Consider the following 26674-nt stretch of genomic DNA (forward strand, 5'->3'; position numbering starts at 1 on the left):
CGAAACGCGTTCGGTTTGCAAGGAGTGGGGAAAGTGAGAGCCCGCAGCATCAGCGCCGTCATGCGATTCGTCCTGCAGGGATGGCTGTCGCTCGCGGTTTGGTGTGCACTCTCGCCTTTCGCCCAGGGTCAGCCACCAACCTGGTCTCGGTTACCGGACTTGCCCGATCCCCTCGGCGTCGCCGGACCGTTCGTGGGTGTGCATGAGGAGGTGCTGATTGTTGCCGGCGGCGCGAACTTTCCGGAAGGTGTTCCGTGGCGACCTACGGCGAGTGGCAAGAGGTCGCCAAAAACGTACCACGATCGAATCTACGGCCTGGACCTGAGCGGCGATAACCTGTGCCGGGTTCCCCTCTGGCAAACCTCGTCCGACGGCCTCGCGCGGCCGATGGGCTATGGAGTATCGATCAACACCGAGCAGGGTGTTCTTTGCATCGGTGGTGAATGGCTCGAGCACCACACGGACGAGTACGGCGCACAGCCTGCCACACTACAGCGATCCAACGAGCTCTTCTTACTGAAATGGAGCCGTGAAACTCAGACGGTCACACGAGTCACTACCTGGAGCCAGGGCGAACGCGAGTACCCGTTGCCCTCGCTTCCGTGCGGTGTGTCATCCGCCTGCGGGGCAACGATCGGTGACGTGGTGTACCTTGCGGGTGGCGATTGTGGGGAAGGGGGGAGCGGCCAATTCTTGCGACTCGACCTCGGAGCTCCGCAGGACAATTGGCACTGGGAGGAATTGCCGACCTGGCCAGGGCCGCCGCGTTCGCACGCTATTGGAATTGAGGTGTCGGGCAAGTTCCTGTTGCTGAGCGGCCGCAACAAGAACGCAGAGCGAGGTTTCGAGCTGCTCGCGGACGCGTACTGCTTCGACCCTGCACTCGACTTTCAGAGTTCCAAGTGCAGCGGATGGAAGCGGTTGGCGGATGTCGGTCGCCCGGGCGAATCGCCGACCTGCGTGATGGGGGCGACGGCGGCAGCCACTGCCGAGGGAAAGGTAGTCGTGTTCGGTGGCGACTCGGGAACCGAGTTGGTGGAGCGCGAACAAACGCTACCCCGCCGATTGCAGCAAGCCAGAAAGAGCGGAGACGATCTGCTCGCTGCGACACTACAAGCGGAGATCCAAGCGAGATTTGAGGACCACGTGGGATTCAGTCGGCAAGTACTAGAGTTCGATCTCGAGCAGAACGCATGGCGTGCTGCTGGCGAATTGCCCTTTCCAACTCCGGTGACCACCACGGCCGTCCGATGGGCCAATTGTTTCCTCCTCCCTACGGGGGAGATTCGTCCAGGAATTCGCACTAACCAAGTTTGGGCCCTCACGTTTCCCCTAAGTCAGTTGGACTTCGGGGATTGAGCGAATTCTCCTTTCCTTCTATCGAGGCGATACCGATGGAACTAAAGTGTTGTGGAATACTCTTGTTGACCCTTCTGCACATGCAAGTGCAGTCAGCAGACGCCGCGGCTCCACAGTCTGGTGTCACGCAGCAAGACCTGTTCGTCAGCGGCCAGGGAGGTTACGCCACCTATCGCATCCCGTCGCTCATCACCACAAACGACGGTACGCTGCTGGCGTTCTGCGAAGGTCGAAGGAATGGGCGTGCGGACTCGGGCGACATCGACCTACTCGTGCGTCGATCGACCGATGGCGGTACCAAGTGGTCGGATGCCACTGTTGTGTGGGACGAAGGGCCGAACACGTGCGGCAATCCTTGCCCGGTGGTCGACGCCTCGACCGGCACCATCTGGATGGCGATGACGTGGAACAGTGGCAATTTGACCGAGAAGGACATCAAGCCGGGCTTTGGCGTGGACTCCCGCCGCGTGTTCATCGCTTCTTCGAACGACGACGGGGTCACATGGAGCGAGCCAAGGGAGATTACTTCGGAAGTAAAGCAGAAGGAGTGGACGTGGTACGCGACCGGGCCAGGTGCAGGCATACAGATACAGCATGGAGCTCACCGTGGGCGGATGGTGTTTGCCTGCGATCACAAAGTGCCGAACGAAGCGCCGAACGACTGGTTCTCGCACGTGATCTACTCGGACGACCATGGTGCCACCTGGAAACGTGGTGGTTCGTCTCCAGGGGGGCAGGAGAATGAGTGCGAGGTTGTCGAGCTGAGCGATGGTCAGTTGATGTTAAACATGCGAAACAAGGAGCGGAGCAGCGACCACCGCCAAGTGGCGTTTAGTAACGATGGCGGGGCGACTTGGGAGAATCAGCACTCCGACCCCGTGCTCGTCGAGCCGGTGTGCCAAGCAAGCATCCGTCGCATCGCTTGGCCGGCGAATGGCGAACCCGGCATGTTGTGCTTTTCCAATCCTGCGGACAAGGAGAAGCGTCGGAACATGACCGTGCGGACGAGTCTCGACGATGGCAAGACGTGGCCCTACGTGCTGCCGATTTACCAGGAGTCGAGCGCGTACTCGTCCCTCGCCAAACTTCCGGATGGAACGGTCGGCTGTCTTTACGAAGCGGACGACTACGGCCGAATCGTGCTCGCGCGGATACCCGTGGCGGCTCTTCTTTCCGCCAAGGTGGAATAGTTGCGACGGCTGCTAGAGCGTGCTCAGCAGCTCGTCGCTTAGCATTTCGAAATCACCGATCTGGTCGTCCGCGTCGGACTCAAGCACCGCGAAGTCGACGGTGATCCCCTCGGCGTCGTCCAACCGGCTGAACGCCAAGTCGAGGAGCAGGAGCTCGTTGGCGGAGTTGCTCGACGAGCCTGCAGAGCTGGTCGAAGCAGTCGTCGAGGTGGTGTGCTTAGAACCCGTCGAAGAGCCATCGAGCGGGTAGCTTGGTGTCGAGAAAGCGCTCGGCGCTGGATCGGCAACCGCAGTGACTTCGTCGGACATCGGAGCAACGACAGCGATGGGTTGGTCCGCGGTCTCGTTGGCGACGACCACGGGCGAAACGATGGGGGCGACGACGGGGGGTGGCGTGAACGTGGCACCCAGGTTGTCGCGCCAAATGGTGTAGTCGCCGAGATCGACGCGGCCGTTGCCATTGCCATCGGCGGCGAGCTGGGTGGTGGAGCCATAAGTGGACTTCCACACCGCGTAGTCGCCGGCATCGACCGTGCCGCTGAAGTCGTAGTCGCCCGCCAGCGTGATGTGGACGCCGGGCGTCCCGCCGGCAACGGCGCTCGCTCGCCAGTTATTGCCGTCGGCGTAGTTCCCGAGCAGGTCAATCACTTCCATCGAAGGACCATCGCCGTCCGCAGTAGTCGGCCATGGTGCTGCGTCGTCGTAAGTGAATTCGTGAATGGGGTTGCCCAGCGAATCGAACAACGAGAGCGCTTCGCCACTGTTGCTCAGATTGCCCGAGGTATAGCTACCCGCGATGTTGAAGCCGGTGCCGTAACGAAGCGTAAAGGCGTCGATGTTCTTGACGACCAGCACCGTCTCGCCGGGCTGCACCGTGGTGACCGACGAGGTGGTGAAGTCGAATACGATGCCAGTGCCGAAGGATACGCCATTAAGGCTAATGGCTTCGGTGCCGATGTTGATGAACTCGATGAATTCGTAGTCGTCGGCGACGAGGTCAGGTCGCGCGGCGAGTTCCGAAGGCGAAGGATCGGCGGGGTGGAAGTGGAGTTCGCTGATGCGGAAGTTGGACGCATCGGCGGGGACTTCGACGGAGTAGAGGCCCGTGACGAGGGCGCTCCATTCCGTCATCGCTGCAACGGGATTGCTCAACTGCGTGTGCACTGCCAGCGCCGCATCGCCGGCCGCGAGAATCTGCGTGCCAGTCCCGTTGGTGGACTGGAAGAACTTGATGTCCGCTACCTGCATGTTGTTGGCGTTCTTAACCGTCGGGAACACCAGCTTATAGGAAGTGTAAGCCGTCGCGTTGTCGACGGTCACGACAGGCCCATCTGTAAAGCGAGCACTGGGCAGCGAAACCGTTCCCGAGTCGATCTCGACCCAGTTTTCGGCGAGCCCCGTGCTATTGTTTGCGCTTGTGATGGCGTCGTTCGTGCCGTACAGAACCCAAGAGGAGGGATCGCGACCTTCGGCGTCGTTGGCCGTGGTGAGTTGGAAGCTGCGAACGGTTGACGAGCCAAAGTTGGGGGTGATGATGATGCCCGAGTTGGCACCGGCGAAGTTAAGGTACTTGGTGTTGGGGTTTTGGTCGACCGCGCGGAAGGGTTCCTCGTTGTTGGGGAAGCTGCTATTGCTCACCACGCTGGAACCGGCCGAACCGAACGCCCGAGCATTGATCAGCGTGGTGCCGGTGGTGGTGATGGGACCTGTGTACTGGATGGCATTCGGCGAGATGCCGCCGCCCGACTCGCGAGGATCGCTGCCGTCCAGTGTGTAGTAGATGATGCTACCGGGGGCCGCCGAAAGGACGATCTGCTGTCCTAAGGTCGTGCTTCCGGGAGGCGGCGAGAGCGAGGGCATCAGCACCAATTGTTCGTCGATCCAGTTAGCGCGAATCAGCATCCAGTTCTTGAAATGACTGACTTCGGCGTCCCAACCGGTGGTGCCGGGGTCGGCGTAAGCACCGCCGTTGGGTGCGACGTTCGACCAGCGAGCGAAGTTGCGGACTTGAGCCTCGGTGAGCTGGGACGACATTCCATCCATGGTGGCCTCGAGGCTAGCGTCGCTCAGTACTCCTTGCCGGAGCTCTTGCCAGCGATCGACCCACCTTTGTGCAAAGTTGGGGTCGTCAAACAGCGGACCCCACCAATCGGATTCGAAGAAGTTGACGTCGGGCAGCGTCCATCCTTCGGGACTCGCAGAGCGTCCGTCTTCCCCTCCGGCCGAGCGATCGAAATCCCACAGCGGACCAAAGGCCATCTTGCCGTCCCGATCTTTCGTCAGGTAAGTACTGAGGCGTAGCGAGTCGGGCTCCTTCGACAGGAGACGAATCATGTGATGGTCGATCGACGCGTCGACATCGAAGTAAGCCTGGTAGCCCAGTAGCGGGTCCGTGGAGTTGGGGCCGTACAGCGCGTCTTCAAAATCCTGCACGTAGTTGCGTAGGTACTGAATCTGCGCTTCGGTGAGGACTTGGTAGTCGGGGTCGTCGAACACCAGCCATGAGTCGCCAAGTGTCGGGATGTTCCGTTCGGTCTTCCAGGCGGAGCCGGCGGGAGTTTCTCCGTCGATGCCGTCCAGCGCGAAGATGTAGCCACCGGTAATGTCGGGCGCGGTGTTTTGCGTGGGGGTGAGTTCGGCAATATCGACGCGGTTGGAATCACGCTTGATGTTCTCCATCAGGACGTAGACGCCCATGTAGTCGTCTTCGTGAAGGGTGTCGCCATCGTAGTTGGCGTAGACCTCGACGAACCGCGTACGCGGTGCCCAGTTGCCCATCTGGCGGCTGAGTTCGAAGAAGGTCGTATCGCGAATCATCGCGCGGTCGAAGCTGTAAGGGGCGTAAAGCACCCAGTCCGATTCGGACGGCATGCCGAGAAGCTCGACCGCCTTGTCTTCGCCGGCTTCGTCGCGGATTTCGATGCGCAGGTTCGTTTTCGGATTGTTAGCCGTGCTGCGACCACGACGATGCTGTCCAATGAGCGTGCTGAGGTCGGCACCGTTTGCCAGCGACGCGCGGCCCGTACTTTCGTCGATCTCGTACAGCGACATCACGGCGTCTTCGAAGTCGAGGGTGCCGGGAGTACCAGCACCGAAGTTCTCGAGCACGATGATGGGGAGGTCCGACGTGAAGGCAGCCGTCGTCGAGGTGGTGCGAGTGAAAGTTTCGGTGTGCGGAGTGCCAACCTGACCCTGCGGTCCGAATGCGCGAGCGCGGATCTGAACGTTGGTGCTGACGGAAATGGGACCCGTGTAAAGCGGCGATGATGCCGTCGGGACCGTGCCGTTGGTGGTGTAGCGAATCTGCTCGGTGGGATCCGAGGTGCTGAGCACCAAGCTGAACGGGTTGAGATAGGCTCCACCGACGTGCGAGAAGACAACGTCCGACGCTCGCAGATTGCTGTTGGGGGCGCCAGGAGTCGGGGCCTGCAGCGGTCCGACGGAGGTCGAGCCACCGGTGGTGGTGGTGAGCTGGATCGAGGCAAGCATGTCGGAGCTGCTGCTGAAACGATTCAGCATGTGAATCGCCAGGATGTTCTCGCCCTGCACGAGTAGATTCGAGTACTCCGATACCGGGAAGTCGACGAAGTTCACCGCGAGTCCATCAGGATGGTCGCTGGTGGCGATGGAGTTCCAAGCAAGCGTGCCAGGAGCATTTGCGCTAGCGATGACTTGCCCATTGAGGTAGGCGACGAACCCGTCATCGTACTTCATCTGCAGCTTGCCGAGCATGGTGCCCAGTTCGCTGATATTAAACGGAATGCGGACGTAAGCGGTGCTCGTACCGGAGGGAATCGCCGTGCTAATCAGCCCGGCGAAGTCGTTGCCGAAGGTCTCGTAACCCAGGCTAGCTACGCCGGTGCTCCAGGTGGCGTCATTAAAACTCGGCTGCATCCAGGTCGCGTCGACCGACGAGTTGGTGGGTCGGAGGTAGGTCACACTGCTCGCCGGGGTGACGACGGTTTGTGTGTTGAGATTGAAACCTAGACCGTAGGAGATGTCGGAGAACTGTTGTGGATAGTCGGTACCGCCAGGGCCGTACTCGCTGAGCACGTTGTCCAGCGGATCGACGAGGGCTAAGTACTCGCCACCCGCGGAGAGCGAGAAGTTGGTGTGCAGGTTGCCGGCGGAATCGGGCGTGTTGTTGCCGCTGGCGAATACCACGAGGTAGTGACCAGGCGCGAGTACGGTCGAAGTGGGGAAGACCCACTTGTTGAGGTCGTCGGCATTGTCGGTGAGGCTGTAGCCTACGAGGTCGGCACTCTGATCGCCGGCGTTGTAGATCTCGATCCAGTCCGAGGCGGCTCCGTTGCCGTCTTCAAGCGAGTTGCCATTGGAGGCCATGAACTCGGTGATAATCAGGTCGGCGGCAAGAAGTTCACGCGACTCCAAACGCTCCATCTTCAAACGCTTCTGCATTGATCCACGCCGTGTTGAGTTCCGAGGAAGAGTTGCACCTAGAAGAGGCGCGCATTAACGCTCTCTTAACCTGAGATTAATGTAAAGGAAAGAGTTTTGAAAACGGTTTTCACCGCATAATTTCCGAGGCGAAACGATGTAACCGGTGGTTACAAGAAAAATGCTTCGTGGAGAAAAGAATTCCCAAAATAGTTGCTCTCGAAGGTCCTCCTAAGGTGGCTAAACTGCCTTGGAGACCTCCCCAACGAAAGCAGGCCGTTTGCCCCGGTGGGCAAACGGCCTGCTGATGATGTCCGAAAGGTTGTTAGTCGCTTGGCCGAACTTAGACCAGTCGGCGGCGTGCAGCGGCTACCAGACCTAGGAGTCCGAATGCCGCGGCGACGAAGGTCGACGGCTCGGGGACGGCGACCTGGTTGAAGCTCAGGTTGTCGAGGGCATGGCGACCGTTCGAACCATAGGTGGACGAAGTTCGGTTGAAGGTCAGGGTGTAGCTCTCGCCGTCGAGGCCGGTAAAGTTGGGCGAGATCGTAAACGCCTGGCCGTTCAGAAAGGTGACCACTTGGCTCCAGACGACCGCCGCGCTGGAGTCGGCAAGAGTGAGATCCCACACCGTCGTGCCAGCCGTCTCTGCTGTGTGGCCGAAATCAAAGGAGTTCAGCACCAACGCGTAACCAGGGTCTGCGGCAAAGCCAATGGTGTGGATCCCAAAATCGAGCTGACCGATGCGGGCGATGTTGCCCTCATTGTCCCACGCTCCCCCGCCGGCCGTCAGGTTCTCGGCAGGAAGGAAAAAGTTAGATGTGTGGATGTCCCAGCCGTTGGTGGCGAGGTTGCCGTTGTTGTTTTCCCCATTCACATCCCAGGTTAAGGCGATGTTGGGCGTGGTGCCGTTGGAAACAACGTATCCGCTTCCGTCAGCGGTCGCTGCCGAAGCCAGCGTTTTGGGAACCGTGGTGTTGTTTCCCCCAAGTTGGCCAAAGCCAATGATGGTCGCCTGCGAGATGCTGGCGGTGGCGAGGAACATTCCCGCCAGTGAAAGAGTTGCTAGTTGTCGCTTCATGAGACTCAGTACCTCCAAAAGATGTAACAGACTAGATCGGACGCGTTGCTTCTTCTTTGTAATGCTTCTCTTCTTTGTTGCTGCTTCTCCGAGTGCCAAGCGAGCAATCGGACTGTACTTGGCGAAGGATGTGCAGTGGGTGGAATCGCCCTTTACTTCGCCCGAAGACAAAGTTGTCTGCCCAACAAGGCAATCCACCCACCGCGCACATGCCTTACTAAGCCTTGGTGATCTTCGACCTGTGACGTACGCCGGCAATCAAGCCGACAATCGCGGAAATCGCGACCAGCAGCGAGCTCGGCTCGGGAACCGTCGCACTCGCTACTGCACCAACCAGCGGCGAGCCAGCGCCGAAGTTGCTCTTCCACACGGTGTAGTCGGCCGCGGTCACGGTGCCAGGCGTCGAGTCGTTGGGGAGGGTGATGCTTGCCCCCAAGTTGTCGCGCCATACGGTGTAGTCGGCGAGGTTGACGATTCCGTCGTCGTTGTAGTCGCCAATCTGCCCGGGGGCGGTGCCGATGTACTCGACGCGGGCGTTGTACACTTCGCCAGCCGTGTTGCTCCACAGAAAGACGAGGTCTTCGATGCCACTGAGATTGTTGTAGGCATTGCCGAGGCTAATTGGGCCCGTGCCGGCGTTGAGGGTCGTCTCGCTGGTGAAGTAGGCTTCGGCGAGACGGTTGGGATTGAGGTTGTCCGCTAGCTCCCAGCCATTGCCACTTCCGTTGCCGAGGGAAAACATGGCGTCGCCACGCAGGCCGTTGAAGGCACTGGTGTTGAGCGCTCCGCCGACACTTTCGATGGTGTAAGAGTTCATGTCGATGTTTGCCGCACCCGACAGATTATTGCGAAGCGTCATCGCGCCATTGGAGCGATCGACCGTCAGTACCACATCGCTCGGACCTTGGAGCAAACGGAACTCGTGCCCGCCTATACGGCTGGTGGTATTGAGGGCTCCCGAGGCGGCAGTCTCCGTGATTCGCATGGCAACGTATCGACCGGAGTGATCGCCACTCAGGGTGTAGGGACGGAATAGGCTGTCATTGATTCGGTTGTCGCCTGGCTGGAGTTGGAACACGGCATCAGGAGTCGTGGTCGGCGCGGTGCCAGCAAAGTCGGTGTTGCTGAACCAGAACTCGAACTTGCCGACCTTGTCGGCCACCGGGTTGTTGCCGGTCCGCTGCGAGTAGGCAAACCAGTTGGCCGAGATGGGGCTGCCGTAGTCCATGAACACGACGGCGGAATCGGGCTGGCCGGGCGTCTCGGCCCCCATAGCGTATTGTCCGAGAAACCCAGTCGGGAACTGCTGGGCGCTAGTGTAGTTGGTGAAGAACAGGTCGTAGTCCACGTGACCGGCTTCGTCGACAATGGCGTCGTCGAACATCTTTTCGGGGCCGGTGTTGGCGTTCTCGTTCTGCTGCGTTGCAGGTATCGACGTGACGGGGGTCGAACCGGCCACGGTGAAGTGCAATTGCGATTGCGCCTCAGCCGTCGAACCCAAGGCCACCGTCGCAAGGACGGCGAGTGCCGCGGCACCACGGACGCGCCGACCTGCCCAGACCACGACGCCGGCTAGGGCAATCAGCGCCACCGACGATGGCTCGGGAACTTGCGTGCCGAAGAGCGCCCCCATGCCGCCGGCGAGGTCGACGAAGATGTTGAAGTCGTGAATGTCGCTATCGAAGTCGCCATCAAGGTCGCCGCCTAGGTAGGCCTCGATTGCCGACATGCCGGTGTAGTTGCCGCTGTACCCCGCGCGGAACAGGGGCCAGTCGAGAATGTCGATGGAGAGGTCGCCGTTATAATCGCCCCAAGGAACGGGCGTGCCGGTGTAAGTCGGGGTGACAGCGAGCAGCGAACCGCTCGGGTCGTAGATCGTGAAGCCGGCGTCTTCCCAGTTGGTCGGCGTTGTGCCGTCGCGGCGGAATGTGGGCAGGATGCTAAATGCTTGGCCCAGGTCGAACTGACCGCCGGCGGTCAAAGCGAGGCCGTTGTTCGGACCGGTTGGGCCATCTTGCTCGCGGAGAGAGTTCGGCGTCGAGTTCAAAATCGACCAACCATCGGTGGGATCGGCACCCGATTCGGTGATCGAATTCCATTCCTCGGGATTCAGTGCGCCGACAGTCGAGCGAATTTCGTACTCGGAGAACGAGAAGGCCTGCGTCGCTTGAATCGACGCGGTGCCAGCGTTGGTTCCACTGCGGTTGATGACGAGCGAGCCGATGGGATTCGACAAGTCGGGAAGTTGATTGAAGCTCAAATTGTCGATGCCATGGCGCCCATTCGAGGCATAAGACTCGCTGGTGCGGGTGAAGGTAAGAGTGTAGTCCTCACCTTCCAGGCCGATGAAGCTGGGCGACACGGTTACGGCCATACCGTTGGTGAAATTGATCGCCTGGCTCCACACGGTGTTGGTCGCCGAGTCGGTGAGTTTCAGGTCCCACGCGGTGTTACCGGCCGTCTCGGCAGTGTGGGCGAAGTCGAACGAGTTGAGCACGAGTTGCGCGCCGGGATCGACGGCAAAGCCGATGGTGTGAATACCAAAATCAAGCTGCCCAACACGCGGGATAGCACCTTCGTCGTCCCAAGCACCACCACCAGCGGTGAGGCCTTCGAGTGTTGTAAAGTTAGTGGAGGTGTGAATGTCCCAGCCGTTGCTTGCGGGATTGCCGTTGTTGGTCTGGCCATTCACGTCCCAGGCGATTTCGATGTTGGGAGTCGATCCATTGGATACAACGACGCCATTTCCATCGGCTGTGGCTCGCGATCCGAAGTTCTTGGGGATGGTGGTGTTGTTGCCGCCCAGTTGGCCGAAGCCAAGGATCGTGGCTTGACTATTGCTGCACGCAGTAAGGGCGGCTGCCAGAAGTAGAGCTCGGTATTTCATCAATGATACTCCCAAGTTGGAATCGTCTATGTTCGTTGTTGGTTTGCCGGAGACGGCGAATTGATCGAGTGTTTCGTTTGAAGGCGACTCACGAGTGAATTACCGCGTCGTCGCGAGGGGGTTGGGTTACCGAATGGCGACTTTCGGGATGCCGCCATCGTTGCGAGCTCCCATCTGGCGGAACACTTCGGCATCAACATCAAATCCGACGCTGGTGACCGAGCCATCGCAATTCGAGAACAGGCAGACCGCCGGATGGCTGCTGCCGAAGATCTCGCGCGTGGCAGACACGCCGATGTCGGCTTGCACCTCGGCGAGTGTTTCGCTGGAAGATCGTGGGATGTGAGTCGCCTTGCGGGCCGCTCCGGTGGGCGAATTACCAGTGAAGAACGTCGAACGGACCATGTCGTCCTGAAAGCCGACGAACATCGACCAATCGTCCCCTTTGTAGCTACCCGATTCAAACTCTTCTGCCGGTATCCACTTCTCGCCCAAGGCGATCGTGTTGCTCAGTCCGTCGGTGATCGACTTCGACTTCACCGCGTTGCCGCAAAAAGAGATGCCGGAGAAATCCTTCAACGGGGGCGGAAATCCCGCCGGAAACGTTTCGCGAACGTAGTTGTCGGGTGTCACGTTTCGACACCGGCTGGCGCCCGAGATATCGTAGTCCGTCTCGTCGCCGACGCTGACGGCGTAGTCCGAGCGAGCCGCTTGGGTGTAGGTGTAGTTCATCACTCCGCCACTTCCATTGCCGGTGATGCCGGGCTGGTTGTGAGGGAATGGATAAGGACCTCCTTTGCGACGCGAAGGGCAGTTAACCACATCCACGGGTGTGGCGTCTCTTTGTTGCAGCAACGTTGTGCGCGTCGGTCCGGTGACGCCTTGCCCCATGTCGTGCAACGCTTGCTGTTCGATGAACGGGAGGGTGACGAACAACCAAGAACCGGGTTGCTCCGCTCCGCTGCCCCGATCGGGGTCGGAGTTCCACGCGCCGGGCCAACCCGAGGCGGGCCACGCCTTGAAGGTACTCTCGTGATTGATCATCCCGAGCGTCAGGTTCTTGAGCTGGGAGGTGCACTGCGAACGTCGAGCGGCTTCGCGGGCGGCTTGCACCGCGGGCAGCAGCAAGGCCACCAAGATGCCGATGATGGCAATGACAACTAGTAGCTCTACGAGAGTGAAGCCACGAACAAGTCGGGTCCTCTGCGAAGTGGAAGGTTGCATCGATGCGCGGAGATTCTGCCTGTCGAGGCAAATCATGAGATCCCTTTCCTCTGTTCGCCGGTAGTTTGGCTCTGCCGCACGAGGGCAGGCCTCTCGGCCATCCGTTTGTTCATTCCGCGAGAAGAGTTCTGTCCTAGTGGACGCTTCGCCGAAGACGGTTCGTTCTCGTCAAGTCGCGATCATCGCGATGCCGAGCCGTACTTCGTCGAGAATCAACTCGCCTGTCCTGCGAGGTTTGCGGCAATCCAGGTGGTTCGGGTTTTCCGCACCACGCCTCTGTCTGCTGCCTCCCGTCACGGCATTCGATGGGGTATCTCTCTGCCCGTGTGGGGAAACCTCACCCTAGACATACCGGTTTGCTAGGAGGGGTTGCGCGGTCCGAAAAGTTTTTTAAAACAGCAAGTCTTTTGACCAAGAGGCTGTCCCGCGTCTGTGCCCAAAAACACCTGCATTTGTAGACCTCTAGCAACCATCAGAGGGAGGGGCGAACCGATGTCTTCACGTAGAATTCATTTACTGCGCAACCTGTCCGGCCGACGTGGTATAACTATACGGATGAGTCTTGAATGAACGTTCGATGAAGATTCGCTGAGCGTGGATTGGCGGTCGAGGGCAGGGGGGATATGGATCGAGCGAGCGGGGGATCCCATCGCAGAGATCGACCCATGTCTCAGTCGCTTGTGAGCTTTGATTTAGAGGTAGGCGTGGAAGATATTCGTGAAGTGGAATCGACAGGCCCCGCGGTGAACCGCGATGCCTTTGTCCAACTGCTGACCAAGTCGCAGCTTGGACTTATGCGCTACATCACCACGCTGGTCGGCGATCCCGAGGCGGCAAGCAATATTCTGCAAAACACCAACCTGTTGCTATGGCAGAAGGCGGGTGAGTTCGAGATGGGAACCAACTTCGACGCCTGGGCCACCAAGATCGCTTACTGGCAAGTGAAGGCCTATGGTCGCGATCGAGGCCGCGATCGACATGTCTTCAGCGAGTCGCTATCCAGCCAACTGGCCGAGGACTCCGACGATCTGAAGGACATGGACCTAACGATCCAGTTGCTGAGGTCTTGCTTGCAGCGGATGCGTGGTGGCGATCGCGAGCTACTCACGAAGCGTTACAACAGCGGTTTGTCGATCCAGCAACTTTCCTCGCAGTTTGGAAAGTCGCCATCGGCCATCAAGGGAGCGCTTCTGCGGTCCCGGCGGGCGTTAAGAGTTTGTATTGAATCAAAAATGGCGCAGGCACGCTCGAGTTAAGCGCCATCCCACTTGTCTTTGTTGGGCGTTGTCGGCTGAGGCCACTGCAAGCTAGGAGAGTATGTTGAGCAGTAGCAAGTTCGAAGAATTGGAAAAGCTCGTCTCCGAGATGTACGACGACAGCCTCTCCGTGCGCGATATGCAGCGACTGGAAGAGTTGCTGATCGACGATCCACTTGCCCAACTTCGGTACAAAGAACTCGTCGGCATTCACATCGCTCTAAGCGTTGCCAGTGGTGGCTCGGACACGGCGGCACCTAGCGATGTTCGCGGTACAGAAGGACTGCTCCTTGCTTCACGAAATGAACGAACCCCCGTCTCGAAGGCTCCCGCGGCTCGCCCGGTGACACACCTCTTGCCTTGGGCACTGGCGGCTGCCGTCGCGCTCGCGCTAGGCCTATTTGCTTTGCAATCCGCCGAGGACAGTGCCCTGAAGGTAGAGAGTTCGTCTCTCGCCAACATGGCGCCGAGCTACCCAGCACTACCGGAGATCAAGCACGTCTCGTGGGAAGGACCGTCGTACCAACCTGCGCCGCGCGATGCGATTCCGACAGCCGCTATCTTCGCCGGCGCGATTAGTCTTCGGCTCGGCAAGGGGAAGACCGCCGATGGCTACGTGATTTGTTTGCAGCCGGGCATGTCCGTCGATTTAGTATCGACGTTCGACGCAACCGGTGAGAACAGTCTTTCGATCGTCGAACTTACCGGAGGAGATCGACCTGCCGCGAAGAAGTTGACGTTCCATAATGCAGGCGAAGGTCCCATGCCGTTACATGCTAATCCGATCGCGAAGAACCGGCGATACGGCGTTCTTGGACACTGGTCCGAGGCCAACTTCGGTCCCCACCCGCGTTACTTCCTGCTGACGGGCGTCCACAAGCTGGCGATACCCACCGCCGTCGAGGACTGGCGGATGAGCGACATGAAGGTGCTAATCGAGCACGAGAATGCGGTCCACATTGGCTGGGACGACAGCGGACCTCCTCCGTCCGAAGGGCACCCCTATCGTCCGGATGGCGACTACGACGATCTGGCAGCCACGCTATTCTACACGTCTAACTCTTCTGATGAGTTGCCCGCGAGTAGTTCCCTGCGCGTGCTAGCAAGCCACGACCCGACGCCGATCAACGTGCCGGAAGTGATCGATTCGGCTTTTGAGTTTGAGTTGCCACCTGGAAGCATCGCCCTGGTGAAGGCGATTTGTGAAGCACGCGATCCCAATGCCCTGGTGATCATGGATTGCCAAACCAAGGAAGTTGTGTGGTCGGGCACTAAGCAACCCGCCGAGGGAGTCTATCTGGGGACTATCAGCATCAGCAATCCGACGCAAGCCGCGCGAAAGCTGTGCCTGCTGGCCATCCATAAGGTGCCGACCGCAACCGATGAAGTGTGGCACGCATCGAAGCTGCGCACCCTGTACGAGCAACCCAACTTCTTCATCCTAGGTTTTGAAGACTCTCGCAACGACGACGACTTCAACGACCTCCGTGTGAACCTGCTCATCGAATCGGCACCCAACTCGGTCTCGGACGTTCTGCAGTAGGAAGTAGGGCCGTAGGCCCCGGGCCGGCGTTCATCTCACCTTCGAACCGGCAATCGTACCGCAACAGGCCCCGATATCGACATTTCTCGGCCAAAAACGCTGCGTCCGCCCCGACCTTGCGAATTTCGCATAGCTCGGATAGTCTAACCTTTTGCGCGGCCTCCGTGCCGCACCCCATCGGGCTGTAGCTCAGCTTGGCTAGAGCGCTGCGTTCGGGACGCAGAGGTCGGAGGTTCAAATCCTCTCAGCCCGACTTGATGAGATAAGAAGCCCTTCGGACAAGATTTCGAAGGGCTTTCTCCATACAGGGATTAGACTTACGTCATCGAGCAAAAAGTTCAAACAGACAATCTCCATGATTCGCCGTTTCTCGGCGTGGTCCGCCGTAAACCATCTGCGGCTAAGGCTTTGCGAAAGTTCAAACGCTTTCATAGCTAGGTCAGCCACTTCATGGCGAGCACGTTTCAGAGAAGCAAGTTGCAGTTCCAACTTCGCTTCTCGATCTCGAAGCTCCGTCTTCGTGGAAGCAAAGGTTTCCGCATCAATCTCATCCAACATCCGCATGTTGACTAAGCGGCTCTGCTGGCTGTGAAGAAGTGAAATCTGCCGGTTCAGTTCCTTGATCCGATTCTTGCTTTCAGTTTCTTCAAGGTTGTTGCTCTTCCGAAGCTGGTCGGTGACCCAAGTCCGCACTTCATCATCATCGATTCGCATCCGCTCAAAGTGATGAACCATTTGGGCGTCGAGATCACTCTCCTTCAACCTAATTCTCGGATGCCCTGGGCGATTGTACTTCGCACATCGATAATAGACGTACTCACGCTCACCCTTCTTGGTCTTCTTGATCTTCCGCTCGCCCGTGATGGTCTGACCACAGTAACCGCAGGTCACCATCTCACCGGCGTAAGTGAGTTCATGGGATCGATAAATCTTTTGTCCGAGCAAGACTGCAACTCTGTCCCATACGTCTCGCTCGACAAGTGGCTCATGCACGCCTTCGTACCAATGACCCTTAGCCTTGTCCACCATTGCAAGACCAGTTCTCGCTGACGGACGCTACGGACCAAGAAATCAACGAAGCGGTTAAGCTCGTTCTGAGTAACTTCGACCCCTTGTGCGTTGAGAAGTCGGTGGAGTTTCCGACTTAGCGTTCCCGCCTTCAAATTGTTTGTCGCAACTGTTGGGCTACAGCCCGACTCGCCTTCGTCGATGCAGAATCGGGAGCTGCGTTTGCTGTTAGCCATAGTGCCCTCATTCTACCGAAGACCTTTTCACGCGTTAGAAGGCGGCCTTCCCGCTGGGTGTCTCGCGGAGAGCCAGCAAGTCGCGTGTCGTACCGCAGTGCGAGTATGCGTAGTGGCAATGGCAGAGAATCCCAGCACGCGGGGAGATCGACAGCTGCGAATGGTTTGCAAGCCGTGACATGTTCGGCAACTGGAGGTTAATAGCTACCTGCCTAGCTTCCTCCAGAATGGCGGTGGGGGAATCATCAGGATTCTGGTATTGGTCGAGCCCGCGTAGAAACTTGACTTGCTCGGATAACCATCGTTTATACTCTGATAGCTTCATAATCAGACTCTTGTAGTTCTACGCCGTCGATGATACCAGAGCACACGCCGAACACTGCTTTGAAAGTTTGGGAAGCGAATATGTAGCTCGCGTATACGTCAAAGCCATCATTGAGACGTATGGGTTCCACACCCGGATGTTCTGAGCCTCTACAGAATTGGTTGAATATGAGTGACAAACTTAACCCGAGCGTACCACCTCCCCAATTCTCTCGTATGCACTTGCCGTAGTACGGGCCACGCTGGTTAGTCCACTCAAGAAAGTCCGGACGGAAGACGCCGCGGAGAGCACGGTCAAACCCAGTGTAAACACACACTCGGGTCTCTCTGTCTTCCGGCCCTAGAAATTCAATCGCGATTCTGTGTAGCACAAAGATGAAGGCCACTCCCTCCAAGTAAACCGATTCATCTGAGGGAGGATTCTCATTGTGCTCATTCAGGAAGGCAAGGCAGCTAGCTGCAAGTGCTTGCCCGAGTTCTTCAGGTGTAGCGATGGCCATGAGTGGTCCTCCAACGCAAATACGCAAACATAGCTTACGCAACCCTAGCACTGGGTTTCTTGTCTCCCTAGTCAGTAGAATAGGCACATCCGCCCCTGGAGATTGTCGCGATAGGTTGTCGGTCGATATGATGTTATCAGATACCCCGAACGAACGAACGAACAAGCAAGACATCCATGAAAACCAGTAATTTGCCACTTCTATCGGAATAATCGGTTGACGCTCCACCGACCGGGGGTAGGATGCGTCCTGGAGGAGTTGACTATGTTCCGTCTAATGATTCTTGCGGTTTTCTTAACCGCCACCTGCCAAGCTGAAGAAATCCCACTAGGTGACATTTGGGCATATGACATGCCCGACACCAAAGACGTTAGGGAGTTGGAACCCAAACTTCCGGTTGACACTCCCCGCGACGATATCTTCAAACTCTCCACCATCCAAAAGATTCGGGAGTTCCTTTGCACTCGGCTACCTGAAGGCCGGAAAGCTGGCACCGCGTTTGTCGTTGAAGGTGTCGATAAGGACGCCTTGCAGAAAGCCCACGAAGTATTCGTTATGAGGGCCAGCAAGGAACGTCGCCCAAAGCGTGAACCCGGCGTAATCGTTTCACCAGAGACGGATTTGTCCCTGGTGTTCTTCTCGCACTACACGGGGCGTTATGTCCGGATTGAGTCCGTGGAGCGTGAAGGCAACCAAGTGACAATCAAGTATCGGTTTGTTGCTCACAACACAGCCGATGCTACCGACCATTTTGCCATCATTCCTATCGGGCAATTTGAGGAAGGCGTAGGACGGGTGAAGGTGGAACAACTGCCACCAATCGACAGGGAGGGCAAACCCGTTGAACCCGTTGTCGACCCACTTCGGATTGTGTCCGATTCGTTCTCTTTTGGGGTGGAAAAGTGAGAGTAGGGATTGTTTGTGTGTTGTGTCTGTGTTGCGGTCAGGCTCTTGCTGATAGCACCACCGTGAGTGACTTGGGCATCAACTCAGAGGTCACCGGCCTGGATGGCTCGGGAGTCTTGATCGGAGCCTTCGATTTTCTTAGGTCTGCCAAGGCTGGTTACGAGACTGGCGACGACCCGCCTAACTTTTCGGCCAACACGATACCAACTGGCGTCTATTTCGGCACTGGTGGCGGCATGGACCCTGCCAACTCGGGAAACTCCGATCCACACGCCACTAACGTAGCCCAAGTGATGATAGGTAAGATTGTCGATGGCAACTTCGGCAACTACATCGGCGTAGCCCCAAATGCCGAATTACACACAATTGGTGCCGGAACGAATTCCCCCGATACCTCCGCGTTGGCGATGAATCGACTTGCGACACTATCAGGCGGTACGGTTCGGGCAATCAATCTCAGTTACTTCGGACCCGAGCCGAGTTTCGGCGAAGCTCTTGACGGAACCACCCATTGGACTGAGTTCGTCGATTGGTCCGCAAAACAACATGACGTTTTGTATGTGGTCGCCTGGGGTAATGATGCGAACCTCAACGAACGCCCACCCACCGACAACTTCAATGGCATAACGGTCGCGGCGTCCAGTCAGATGGTTGTTGGTCTGAATAACGTCTACACGAAGTTTGCCGACATAAACAATGAATTTGGGGACGCTGTTGGACCGCGAACGAGTATCGACATACTCGCCCCTGGTGAAGAGATAACGTTGTTGGAATTCGGAGGGGCGGTAGGTGTTCGTAATGGGACCAGCTATGCCGCACCACACGTTACTGGTACTACTGCTTTGCTGCACCAGTACGTTGGACAACAACTAGCAGCCTCTAACCCGAGATTTGTCGAGAGCCGAGCCCGACGCCATGAGTTGATGAAAGCAGTAATGCTCAACTCCGCAGACAAACTTTCAGGCGTACACGGGTCGACCCGAACCATAATCATCGACTCTGTTGGTAGAGACTGGACCGACTCTATTGCCTATACCAGCCAGTTTCAATCGTTAGATGAAACAATTGGAGCGGGGCACCTGAATGCCGCCCGGGCGGTTCAACAAATTGAATCGGGTGAATATGGTCCGGGCAACGTCCCTATGATTGGATGGGACGTTGGGCGTACTGGTGGCAATGGGGATCGGTTTGAGTACATCCTAGATCACCCGGTTGCCGCCGGTCAGTACATCGCTATCACGTTGACTTGGGATCGTGTTGTAGAGAAGACTTCGCCCGGCAACTACACCTCGGGTGACCAGTTCTTTGGCTATAACGACATTAACGACGTGATGGCGAATCTCGACCTTCACTTAATGGACGTGAACGAGACCAACGTCAATCTATCGCTATGGAGTTCCGAGACGCTTGAAGATAACGTCGAACTTATTTTCTTCCAGTTTGGCGAGTTTGAAGCCGGTCAGTATAAGATTGTTGTTGAGCACAACGGCGGACTCGACGCCCTCACCGATTTCGCGGTTACTTGGTGGTATGGCAATCCAGTGACCCCGGTTACCGGCGACTACGATGGAAGTGGCACGGTAGACGCTGACGACTACACCCTATGGAAGAATGCTTTCGGTGGAAGCGTCACACCTGGAACCGGTGCCGATGGCAACGGGGATGGTATCGTCAACCTAGCAGACTACACGGTATGGCGTGACAATCTTGGTGCTACTTCAGCACTCAGCACACAATCGGTGCCCGAGCCTTCAACACTACTCATACTAGCCGTCGTCTTAGGATTCTGGATTCCTGGTCAACGTAAGATGATCGACAACAGAAACCGGCGGCGGCTAGTTTCTAGTGGGCGTGCCGTCAAACTTCCTGCCCGAACAACTCGGCAATTACTTCATCAATATAACGATGAAACTCGGGTTCATTAGTTGCCTCAAGCTGCTTTTCTCTGTACTCGCCCTGCATCTTGAATCCGCGAACCACCAAAACAAGCGGTTCCCTGGGAGTGTCGCATTTCTAAATGCCTTCGCGTCAGGCACAGTTGATTGCCGGAGCGAAGTTTATGAGAGCCGCGGAGAACCCTAGGGCATTTGCAGTTATCGCAAGCCATGCTGCAAGGTTTCGCGACAGAGTAACAGCTACTTAAGGAATTTGGCCATCGAGAGGAGTGCTTTTCAGCATTCATCGTGGAAGACGACGAGCCTGGGCTTCAGGATGGCCGACCGACTAGGAGGCGGTAAGTCTGAAATGGTAGCCTTGAGCCTGAACGCGTAAAAGACAGATTAAATCGCGATTACCTTAGACTGGGCTAAAGATATGAACACGAACGCTCACGCCGATGAACTCGTCGGCAATGCATGAGAGCAGCGATCCGACACACACCGGGGGGAGATTAGGATCTCTCCATTAGGAGAAAAGGGACGGTACGGCTATGTCTATTCCACGAACAGCTCTCTTGTTCTGGGTGTTCTTGATTGCACCGGTATGCGTGCCCGGTACGTCACTCGCATCCGGCACTCTCAAACGGTTGTACGACGAACTAGCAAATCGTCGAGCAACGCACATTGCCCGCTTGCATGAATACGCGGCACGGGGAGACTTTCCCTTGAACAAGGATTTCCCCGGACAACTCGTGCCGTATTTTGTTGATGAAGCTGGGATCGCTTGTGCCGTTGGGCATTTGATGCGGCTTGATGGCGAAGCACCGTTGGTCGCCAGCATCGCTTCAACTACGAACCATGTTCGGATTGCAGATGTTGACCAAGGGCCATTGATTGAGTGGATTGGCAATAGCGGCTTGACCAAGGAGGAGTGTGCCTTGATCCAGCCCAGTTACGCAACCATTGAAGACTATCGACGTGGACAACCTTGGCAAGACGAGATTGCACGTCTGCGAAAGCACTTCGCGGAAGTCGAGCGAGAGCTAGTGAGCGAGACTCAGCAGAGTCTACGCAAGGCTTTAATTGCAGATGTAGATGCTCGACTTGCCGCGAACGCGAATGACGCCGCATTGGCATTTGACGCACTCACTCAGGAGATAGGCAGCGATGAGCCAAGTGTCCGCATGGCCGCTGCGTACGCTATCGCTCGGCTTGCCAACCCCAGCCGTAGTGCAAGGCTTGCAGCCCTATTGCCCAACCTTTCTGACTCCGACAGAGAGGTTAGATTCTGGACCGCAGTTGCCGTCCAAGAAACTGGGGCTGAATCTCCAAGAGGTAAAGCCGAGTTGTATAACCTTACTCTGCCGATATTCCTGGAAGCATTCAAGAGCAGTGACACGGAGTTGCGACTTGCGGCATTAAGCCAATTGGCGAACACCGCCCCCATAACGATGGGTACGCATCGGCAACTCAGAATCATGCCAGAGATTCGACAAGCTATGGTGGAATCATGCGAAGACAAGGATGGCGAGATAAGCCAGTTCGCCCGAAGCGTCCTGAAAAGCTGGCGTTGGCAAAGAGTCGCCTATGAATCGCAACGGATTCGCAGGCAATACCTCGCCGAATCTGCCGAGCTAGAGGCGTTGGCAACCGAAACTTTGGCACTCGGACGCGAGTTTGCAGAGCAGCCAAACGCCATCAGGAACCTCGTAGATTTGCGTTCGATCTACGATACAGCCAGCAGTACGATTTATTTACTACCCGTGGCAACTGAGACTACGTTGCCAATAACCGATTCGCCAACGGATGCCGAACAAATAGTTAATAATTACTTTGTTGCGACCTACGAACGCTACCGTGGACAGACAAAATCGCCGTGGCCATTTTGGGAAATCGCATCAACCGACACTAACGGACAGGAACTCTACTTCATAGTGTTTGCAAAGCGGACTGATACGAAGCCCTCCTCGGATTTGATCTACTTACTGCCACGCCCGGCAATGCTAGCGAAGGCGAGTAGCCTGCCGTACTACTGGTTCAAGCGTGAAGCCTACCCAGTGGAGGATGCAAGAGCAGGTAGGCAGCAGAATACCACCTATCATCCGAATGAAAACTCAGAAGTAGTGCTGGGCAATCTCGCACGAAACAACAGGGTTGCGTTCACGACGACGTGCGACTTTTTCGCGTACTTCCTGACGCACCATTCGCAAATAGTAATCGACCGTGAGATCGTCGAGTCACCCGACACCTTGGTATGGACCGGGCAATTTGCATTATTTCGTGCCCACAATCCAAGATTTTTCGGCGAGGGGGTCGGTTCCAGCACCTATGGCGGTGGAGGATGGGACTTCCACCAGTTCAGCTTTAGCTGCAACCGCACCACGGGACGACTCACGTTCTCGGCAAAGCCAATCGAGTTCCCAATTGCTCAGTTGCCATCAAACGTGCTCTCGCCAGAGTGGGTAACGCAGGAGCATAGGTTAATGGGGTGGAGGCCGATTGAATCGCTTGACTTCTTCGGTAATAGGCTTCTGCCGCCCGAGTACCACGATGCTATTGACGCCTTCAAACCACACGACGCCAGCGAAGCACGTTCGATCCTTTATCGACGGCACGTCGCTGAGCGTTGCCTGCCTCACCCTGGGCTGGTATTAGGGCTGTTGTATGAGCAAGCTGGCGACAGAGAGTCCGCTGTTAGATCGATGCAGCAAGCCGCTGGTAGCAATAGGCACGATCCAGACATCTTGGCCGATGTAGCCCGCTGGGAAACGACCGTAGGACTCCATGACGACGCACGAAAGCATGCCGAAGCCGCAATGGCGTTGTGGCCCGAGCATCCCGGAGCAAAGCAAATGGTGCGGCAACTTGATGTATCAGTGCGGGGCAAATAGGAACCATCCGCTGCGTAAGACCATTGCCGCGTAGTGGCGACGGTATTGCGTTCTAGGACGCCAATAGACCGACCGTAGATGGCGGTTTGCACGCCGCTACGCACCCCGGCAGCTGGAGATCCATAGCTATCTGCCTATCCCCCAGAATCGCCGCAGGCGAGTCTTCCGAATTCTAGTACTGGTCGAGCCCGCGTAGAAATGCGACTTGCTCGGCCAGCCAGCGTTTGAATTGGGAGACGTTCATACCCGAAGTGTATCTTACGGATCAAGCCTCAAATTCCCTGATGTATACGCGAAACTCCTCTGGCGTCAGAATCGTAATTGGACAACCTTCAGCAATCCGTTGTTTAGCTGTCTTCAACTTGCTGGACTCGGTTTCCCCATTGCGAAGGCTGCTAAGGTCCACCGGTCCCGATACCACAATGTCAATCTTCTTACCAACCGTGGTTTTGATTTGACCGCCTAATTTTTCAATCAATGCCTCCGCGTCTGGTTGCTTGCAGAAACCTAGATTCCCAGTTATTACGATTGCTTTTCCGTATAACGGGTGGCTAGTGATATCAAATCCTTCCGGCACCTTGAACCTAGCATTCCCGTCAGACGATTTCTTGGTAGAGGACGACGAAGACGCCGGTGTCTTTACTTCACTGTAAGCACAAACACTCGCACCAAACGATTTGGCCAACTCGCGGGGGCAAGAGTGTGAATGCTCCTGCAATGCCTTCAAAAGTACCCTCGCCGTTGCTTCAGCGTCACTTTGTGGGCAATGGTGTACCAGCGGAATACCGAACTGAGCCGCCAGATAGTCAAGTCCATGCTTGTCTAAATGTCGCAATATCAATCTGGCTAACTGAAGTGTGCAAAGATAGTCAAATTGAGGGTGCGGAATCTGATTGGCGAGAAGCGAGTCACGTAGTACGTTGATATCAGTTGACGTTTGGTGTGCGACGATCAAACGTCCCTGACACACTTCCCAAATACTAGGCCAAAGCTCCTTTAGTGTGGGAGCGTCTACTACGTCGCGACTGCGTATACCATGAATTTGAGTGTTCTGCCACTCGAACCTAAGCTCATGCGGACGGATTAGGTGCTTCTCTGAGTGGACTATCTGCCCATCAACAACCGAGGCGAGTCCAATAGCACAAGCACTATCAAGTTTCTTGTTTGCTGTCTCGAAATCAATAGCAACAAAGTCGACCATTATTGTGCTTTCTTGCTCGCGAGTAGTTGACGATCAAACTTCGCTTGTGCCCGGTCGCGTTCCTTTGAGTAAGGACCAACGGCAAAGCTCCTGCCAGTAACCGAGCAAGTGATGGTTTGGAAGCTGCCTTCCAACGCGACAATAGATAGATTCTCGCCCCGCAGACCTTGCCAGTAGGCCAGATAGTGGAAGCTATTGCGGCACCAGCAGGTTTCGACAAGCTCGCCCGCAACCGCACGAGCAGCGAGGGAGGGATTCTCCGCCGCACGTTGGCGACCCTTTTCCCAACAGAGAATCAAACCTCTATCCTCACCCGACCACAGTTCGTCCGTGCTAAGCCCTTCACGGATTGAGGTAGCAGCCGGTATTGATAAGTTTGGAATCGTGGAACCCCCGTTGGTTAGAACGCCCTAGATTCTAACTACCCGAAAGCGTAATCGCAATGAATTGCAGCCAGACGCCGGGTTCCGGTACAATTGCCAATTGGTCCCAACCAATGGAAGGCCGACAACGGATATCGTGCGATGAATGACCTGCAATCCCTTGCCACTTTGGTTGCGATTGTCGTCAGCACTCTTGGGATAGTTGGCGGTTTGTTGACCTTGCCAGATACGATTCGGAAGTACCGCCGAAGTAGGCAGCCCCACGGGTCCAAGGGCGTCGGGTTTTGTATCCTGAGTCGCGTAGATACGTCAGAGTGCATCACAGTTAGGTTTCTGGTCACTGACGACGTTTTTCAATTTGTGACCAACTTGATACAAGAGAATACCGGGGTTATGGTTCTCGACGTGCAATCCGTAGGCGAATACTACACGGCAACGGTTGTTTATCCACCGGGCACCGATCTAACTTACCGTGTGACCAAACGGCGGTAGTTTCTACGATGGCTCAGCAGTTCATATACGGGCTATGCGAACCCGAAACCGATATCCCGCTCTACGTCGGTCGGAGTAAGGACGCAATCGAGCGGCGACGGTGGCACGGTATCACGCCTAGCGACTTTTCACCAAAGGGTATTTGGAACAAGTATCTAAAGATAGCAAAGCTACAGCCCAATTTGATAATTCTTGAGGAAGCGACGTTTGGTAGTGATGCGGAGGCGGAGACGTGGGCAAAACAGCAAGAGCAAGTATGGATCAAGCGGCTATTCGCGGAGGGCAACTATCTCTTTAATCATGGTTGTTGGTGGAAGCATCCGGACCGCAAAGAGATTCCTAAAGGTGTTCGGGTCGCTTGGGAGCACCTGCATGCCGTATACTTCCGGTTGGAGTTCTGGTTGTCATTCGATAGGGATGACACCCACAACGAGATTACTCAATTCATCGCGTTAGGCGGTATTCGAGCGTTGGTAGAGCAATACCCCGCGTTAGAGTTAGCTCCGATCAAGTGGCTTGATCTAAAGAGGCGTTAAAGTGATGAACGAACTAGCAACCGACGCAATAGAACTATTGATTCTTGAGGCGTCTAATAGATTCTCTCTAAAGTTCATCCCCATACCGTGTCTGAAGGATGGACGGCAGGGAACATTCGGGGCCAGATTGCGACGTGTAGGCCAGCTCGATTCTATTAGAGATGAACATCTGGCGGACGTATCAACTTGGTTTCAGGATCAGGGGTACTTATTCACCTACCAGAAAACAACGGCTTACAGTTGTGCGATTATTGGTAAGCCGACCGAACCCGTGTTGGTTGGATACCATGCAACGCCATCCGACAAAGTCGAAAGAATTAAAGAGCAAGGGCTACGTGCTAAGACCGCGAGTGACGCAACGGATAGGCACGACACCATCGGGAATGTCTACGTGTCTGCGACCTTCGAGGATGCTTGTTGGTGGCAAGAGCATCTTGCCGGAATACGTCGTGAGCAGCACTCAATAATCTGCGTAGACCTAAGTAGCTATCAGCAAGTTTTATATCTCGACCCGTTCTCGCAAACGGGCTACGCCATCAGAGCGGACATTGCCCGCGAATATATTCGCACAAAGGACCACTATGGGACTACTTAGTATTCTTACTGAGTTCGGTTTTGACCCTAAGTGGCGGGCAAAGATGGTCCGTCACAGAGATACCCGCATGGGTGCTCAATGGGACGAGCTGGTATCGTCGCCCCGCTTTGAAGAGTATCAAAGCTGGCAAAGTAGACCCATATTCCGCGATGTGGACTATGTTGTTTCGATGATTGGCAATGCTCCGGGGCGTGCTCGATTCAGAGGCGTTTATCGTGTGCTCGGGAGTAAACTAGTTGAATTCGATGATCTACCGAAGAATGTACCGTGGTATTGGAAGGAAGATAGAGCACACTATCTCTACGAACTTGAGTGCATTCCCGGCTTCAGTCCATTGGAAGACACGCTGGTTGTCGCGTGGACGAATGCGATTCGTTGGGACCAGCATTTGAAGGATAATGAAATCCTGGAGTGCCCAACGCTCCACGATATCGACATTCCTTCATGGTCGCCCCTGTATGAAGGCAAGGCGTTTAGCCGGTTGGTTACCTCACGCCAACGAAGCCGAGAAGCCCGCGAGAAGTGTTTAGGTATTCATGGTTGCCGATGCTCTGCCTGCGGGATGACATTCCCGGAGCAGTATGCAGGACTAGGCGAAGGGTTTATGCACGTCCACCACAAGACAGAAATTGCAAGCAAGTCCGGTGAGTATGAGGTGGACCCGGATAAAGACTTGAGTCCGGTGTGCCCCAACTGCCACGCTATGCTTCATTGGAACACGGATACGCCGCGGACAATTGAGCAATTGAGGACGATATTAGACAAGTAACTGAGTAAAATCTCAAGG

18 protein-coding genes and 1 tRNA gene are annotated in these 26674 nt (G+C 56.3%); 11 read left to right on the top strand and 8 right to left on the bottom strand.

Features of this window, described 5'->3' with window-relative positions:
* Nucleotides 1–33 precede the first annotated feature (33 nt).
* Both SH292x_RS04725 and SH292x_RS04730 read left to right on the top strand, forming a co-directional pair.
* Complete coding sequence (locus tag SH292x_RS04725; RefSeq protein ID WP_442484432.1) at nucleotides 34–1359, top strand: hypothetical protein; 1326 nt, start codon at nucleotides 34–36, stop codon at nucleotides 1357–1359.
* A gap of 65 nt (nucleotides 1360–1424) precedes the next feature.
* Nucleotides 1425–2549 carry a sialidase family protein gene (locus SH292x_RS04730; protein ID WP_442484433.1) on the top strand — a complete coding sequence of 375 codons (1125 nt, stop codon included), beginning with the start codon at nucleotides 1425–1427 and terminating at the stop codon, nucleotides 2547–2549.
* A gap of 12 nt (nucleotides 2550–2561) precedes the next feature.
* On the opposite strand, the gene SH292x_RS04735 is transcribed toward SH292x_RS04730, so the two are convergent.
* The 4 genes from SH292x_RS04735 to SH292x_RS04750 form a co-directional block, all read right to left on the bottom strand.
* Entirely contained in the window at nucleotides 2562–6968 is a 4407-nt protein-coding gene (locus SH292x_RS04735; RefSeq protein WP_442484434.1) for a CotH kinase family protein, read from the bottom strand.
* A 322-nt stretch (nucleotides 6969–7290) separates the two neighbouring features.
* Nucleotides 7291–8028 (bottom strand): PEP-CTERM sorting domain-containing protein, encoded by a 738-nt coding sequence (locus SH292x_RS04740; protein WP_442484435.1) that lies wholly within the window; start codon nucleotides 8026–8028, stop codon nucleotides 7291–7293.
* A 217-nt stretch (nucleotides 8029–8245) separates the two neighbouring features.
* Nucleotides 8246–10915 (bottom strand): PEP-CTERM sorting domain-containing protein, encoded by a 2670-nt coding sequence (locus SH292x_RS04745; protein ID WP_442484436.1) that lies wholly within the window; start codon nucleotides 10913–10915, stop codon nucleotides 8246–8248.
* A 126-nt stretch (nucleotides 10916–11041) separates the two neighbouring features.
* The gene (locus SH292x_RS04750; protein ID WP_442484437.1) at nucleotides 11042–12175 is read right to left on the bottom strand and encodes a DUF1559 family PulG-like putative transporter; all 1134 of its coding nucleotides are present in this window, start codon (nucleotides 12173–12175) and stop codon (nucleotides 11042–11044) included.
* A gap of 629 nt (nucleotides 12176–12804) precedes the next feature.
* Between SH292x_RS04750 and SH292x_RS04755 the strand changes: the two genes are divergently transcribed.
* From SH292x_RS04755 to SH292x_RS04765, 3 genes are all read left to right on the top strand, one after another.
* Nucleotides 12805–13395, top strand: coding sequence for a sigma-70 family RNA polymerase sigma factor (locus SH292x_RS04755; RefSeq protein WP_442484438.1), 591 nt, complete (start codon nucleotides 12805–12807; stop codon nucleotides 13393–13395).
* 61 nt (nucleotides 13396–13456) lie between these two features.
* Nucleotides 13457–14938 (top strand): hypothetical protein, encoded by a 1482-nt coding sequence (locus tag SH292x_RS04760; protein ID WP_442484439.1) that lies wholly within the window; start codon nucleotides 13457–13459, stop codon nucleotides 14936–14938.
* 178 nt (nucleotides 14939–15116) lie between these two features.
* Nucleotides 15117–15191: transfer RNA gene (locus SH292x_RS04765), tRNA-Pro, on the top strand.
* On the opposite strand, the gene SH292x_RS04770 is transcribed toward SH292x_RS04765, so the two are convergent.
* Together SH292x_RS04770 and SH292x_RS04775 are read right to left on the bottom strand one after the other, a co-directional pair.
* Nucleotides 15173–15967: a zinc ribbon domain-containing protein gene (locus tag SH292x_RS04770; RefSeq protein WP_442484440.1), complete on the bottom strand. Its 795-nt coding sequence runs from the start codon at nucleotides 15965–15967 to the stop codon at nucleotides 15173–15175. The genes SH292x_RS04765 and SH292x_RS04770 overlap by 19 nt on opposite strands.
* 520 nt (nucleotides 15968–16487) lie before the next feature.
* Nucleotides 16488–17006 carry a hypothetical protein gene (locus SH292x_RS04775; protein WP_442484441.1) on the bottom strand — a complete coding sequence of 173 codons (519 nt, stop codon included), beginning with the start codon at nucleotides 17004–17006 and terminating at the stop codon, nucleotides 16488–16490.
* 264 nt (nucleotides 17007–17270) lie between these two features.
* On the opposite strand from SH292x_RS04775, the gene SH292x_RS04780 reads away from it, so the two are divergent.
* The 3 genes from SH292x_RS04780 (at nucleotide 17271) to SH292x_RS04790 (ending at nucleotide 22680) form a co-directional block, all read left to right on the top strand.
* Nucleotides 17271–17912, top strand: a complete 642-nt coding sequence (locus tag SH292x_RS04780) for a hypothetical protein (RefSeq protein WP_442484442.1) — start codon at nucleotides 17271–17273, stop codon at nucleotides 17910–17912.
* Between the two features lie 62 nt (nucleotides 17913–17974).
* Nucleotides 17975–19837 carry a S8 family serine peptidase gene (locus tag SH292x_RS04785; RefSeq protein ID WP_442484443.1) on the top strand — a complete coding sequence of 621 codons (1863 nt, stop codon included), beginning with the start codon at nucleotides 17975–17977 and terminating at the stop codon, nucleotides 19835–19837.
* Nucleotides 19838–20340: 503 nt separating this feature from the next.
* Nucleotides 20341–22680, top strand: a complete 2340-nt coding sequence (locus SH292x_RS04790) for a tetratricopeptide repeat protein (RefSeq protein ID WP_442484444.1) — start codon at nucleotides 20341–20343, stop codon at nucleotides 22678–22680.
* Between the two features lie 265 nt (nucleotides 22681–22945).
* Here SH292x_RS04790 and SH292x_RS04795 read toward each other — a convergent pair whose 3' ends face one another.
* Together SH292x_RS04795 and SH292x_RS04800 are read right to left on the bottom strand one after the other, a co-directional pair.
* Nucleotides 22946–23881, bottom strand: coding sequence for an exonuclease domain-containing protein (locus SH292x_RS04795; protein WP_442484445.1), 936 nt, complete (start codon nucleotides 23879–23881; stop codon nucleotides 22946–22948).
* Nucleotides 23881–24180 (bottom strand): hypothetical protein, encoded by a 300-nt coding sequence (locus tag SH292x_RS04800; protein WP_442484446.1) that lies wholly within the window; start codon nucleotides 24178–24180, stop codon nucleotides 23881–23883. Before SH292x_RS04800 ends, SH292x_RS04795 begins: the two co-directional genes overlap by 1 nt.
* A gap of 584 nt (nucleotides 24181–24764) precedes the next feature.
* On the opposite strand from SH292x_RS04800, the gene SH292x_RS04805 reads away from it, so the two are divergent.
* The 3 genes from SH292x_RS04805 (at nucleotide 24765) to SH292x_RS04815 (ending at nucleotide 26656) form a co-directional block, all read left to right on the top strand.
* Nucleotides 24765–25292, top strand: coding sequence for a hypothetical protein (locus SH292x_RS04805; RefSeq protein WP_442484447.1), 528 nt, complete (start codon nucleotides 24765–24767; stop codon nucleotides 25290–25292).
* Between the two features lie 4 nt (nucleotides 25293–25296).
* On the top strand, nucleotides 25297–25887 hold the full coding sequence (locus SH292x_RS04810; RefSeq protein WP_442484448.1) for a hypothetical protein: 591 nt from the start codon (nucleotides 25297–25299) through the stop codon (nucleotides 25885–25887).
* 67 nt (nucleotides 25888–25954) lie between these two features.
* On the top strand, nucleotides 25955–26656 hold the full coding sequence (locus tag SH292x_RS04815; protein ID WP_442484449.1) for an HNH endonuclease: 702 nt from the start codon (nucleotides 25955–25957) through the stop codon (nucleotides 26654–26656).
* Nucleotides 26657–26674: the final 18 nt, after the last annotated feature.

This window comes from Aeoliella fuhlenseeensis (assembly GCF_052161615.1).
Classification (GTDB): Bacteria; Planctomycetota; Planctomycetia; order Pirellulales; family Lacipirellulaceae; genus Aeoliella.

Coding starts and splice junctions, on each gene's coding strand:
- SH292x_RS04735 (WP_442484434.1), bottom strand. CDS start 6,968: ATGCAGAAGCGTTTGAAGATGGAGCGTTTGGAGTCGCGTGAACTTCTT.
- SH292x_RS04740 (WP_442484435.1), bottom strand. CDS start 8,028: ATGAAGCGACAACTAGCAACTCTTTCACTGGCGGGAATGTTCCTCGCC.
- SH292x_RS04745 (WP_442484436.1), bottom strand. CDS start 10,915: ATGAAATACCGAGCTCTACTTCTGGCAGCCGCCCTTACTGCGTGCAGC.
- SH292x_RS04750 (WP_442484437.1), bottom strand. CDS start 12,175: ATGATTTGCCTCGACAGGCAGAATCTCCGCGCATCGATGCAACCTTCC.
- SH292x_RS04755 (WP_442484438.1), top strand. CDS start 12,805: ATGTCTCAGTCGCTTGTGAGCTTTGATTTAGAGGTAGGCGTGGAAGAT.
- SH292x_RS04760 (WP_442484439.1), top strand. CDS start 13,457: ATGTTGAGCAGTAGCAAGTTCGAAGAATTGGAAAAGCTCGTCTCCGAG.
- SH292x_RS04770 (WP_442484440.1), bottom strand. CDS start 15,967: ATGGTGGACAAGGCTAAGGGTCATTGGTACGAAGGCGTGCATGAGCCA.
- SH292x_RS04775 (WP_442484441.1), bottom strand. CDS start 17,006: ATGGCCATCGCTACACCTGAAGAACTCGGGCAAGCACTTGCAGCTAGC.
- SH292x_RS04780 (WP_442484442.1), top strand. CDS start 17,271: ATGTTCCGTCTAATGATTCTTGCGGTTTTCTTAACCGCCACCTGCCAA.
- SH292x_RS04790 (WP_442484444.1), top strand. CDS start 20,341: ATGTCTATTCCACGAACAGCTCTCTTGTTCTGGGTGTTCTTGATTGCA.
- SH292x_RS04795 (WP_442484445.1), bottom strand. CDS start 23,881: ATGGTCGACTTTGTTGCTATTGATTTCGAGACAGCAAACAAGAAACTT.
- SH292x_RS04805 (WP_442484447.1), top strand. CDS start 24,765: ATGGCTCAGCAGTTCATATACGGGCTATGCGAACCCGAAACCGATATC.
- SH292x_RS04810 (WP_442484448.1), top strand. CDS start 25,297: ATGAACGAACTAGCAACCGACGCAATAGAACTATTGATTCTTGAGGCG.
- SH292x_RS04815 (WP_442484449.1), top strand. CDS start 25,955: ATGGGTGCTCAATGGGACGAGCTGGTATCGTCGCCCCGCTTTGAAGAG.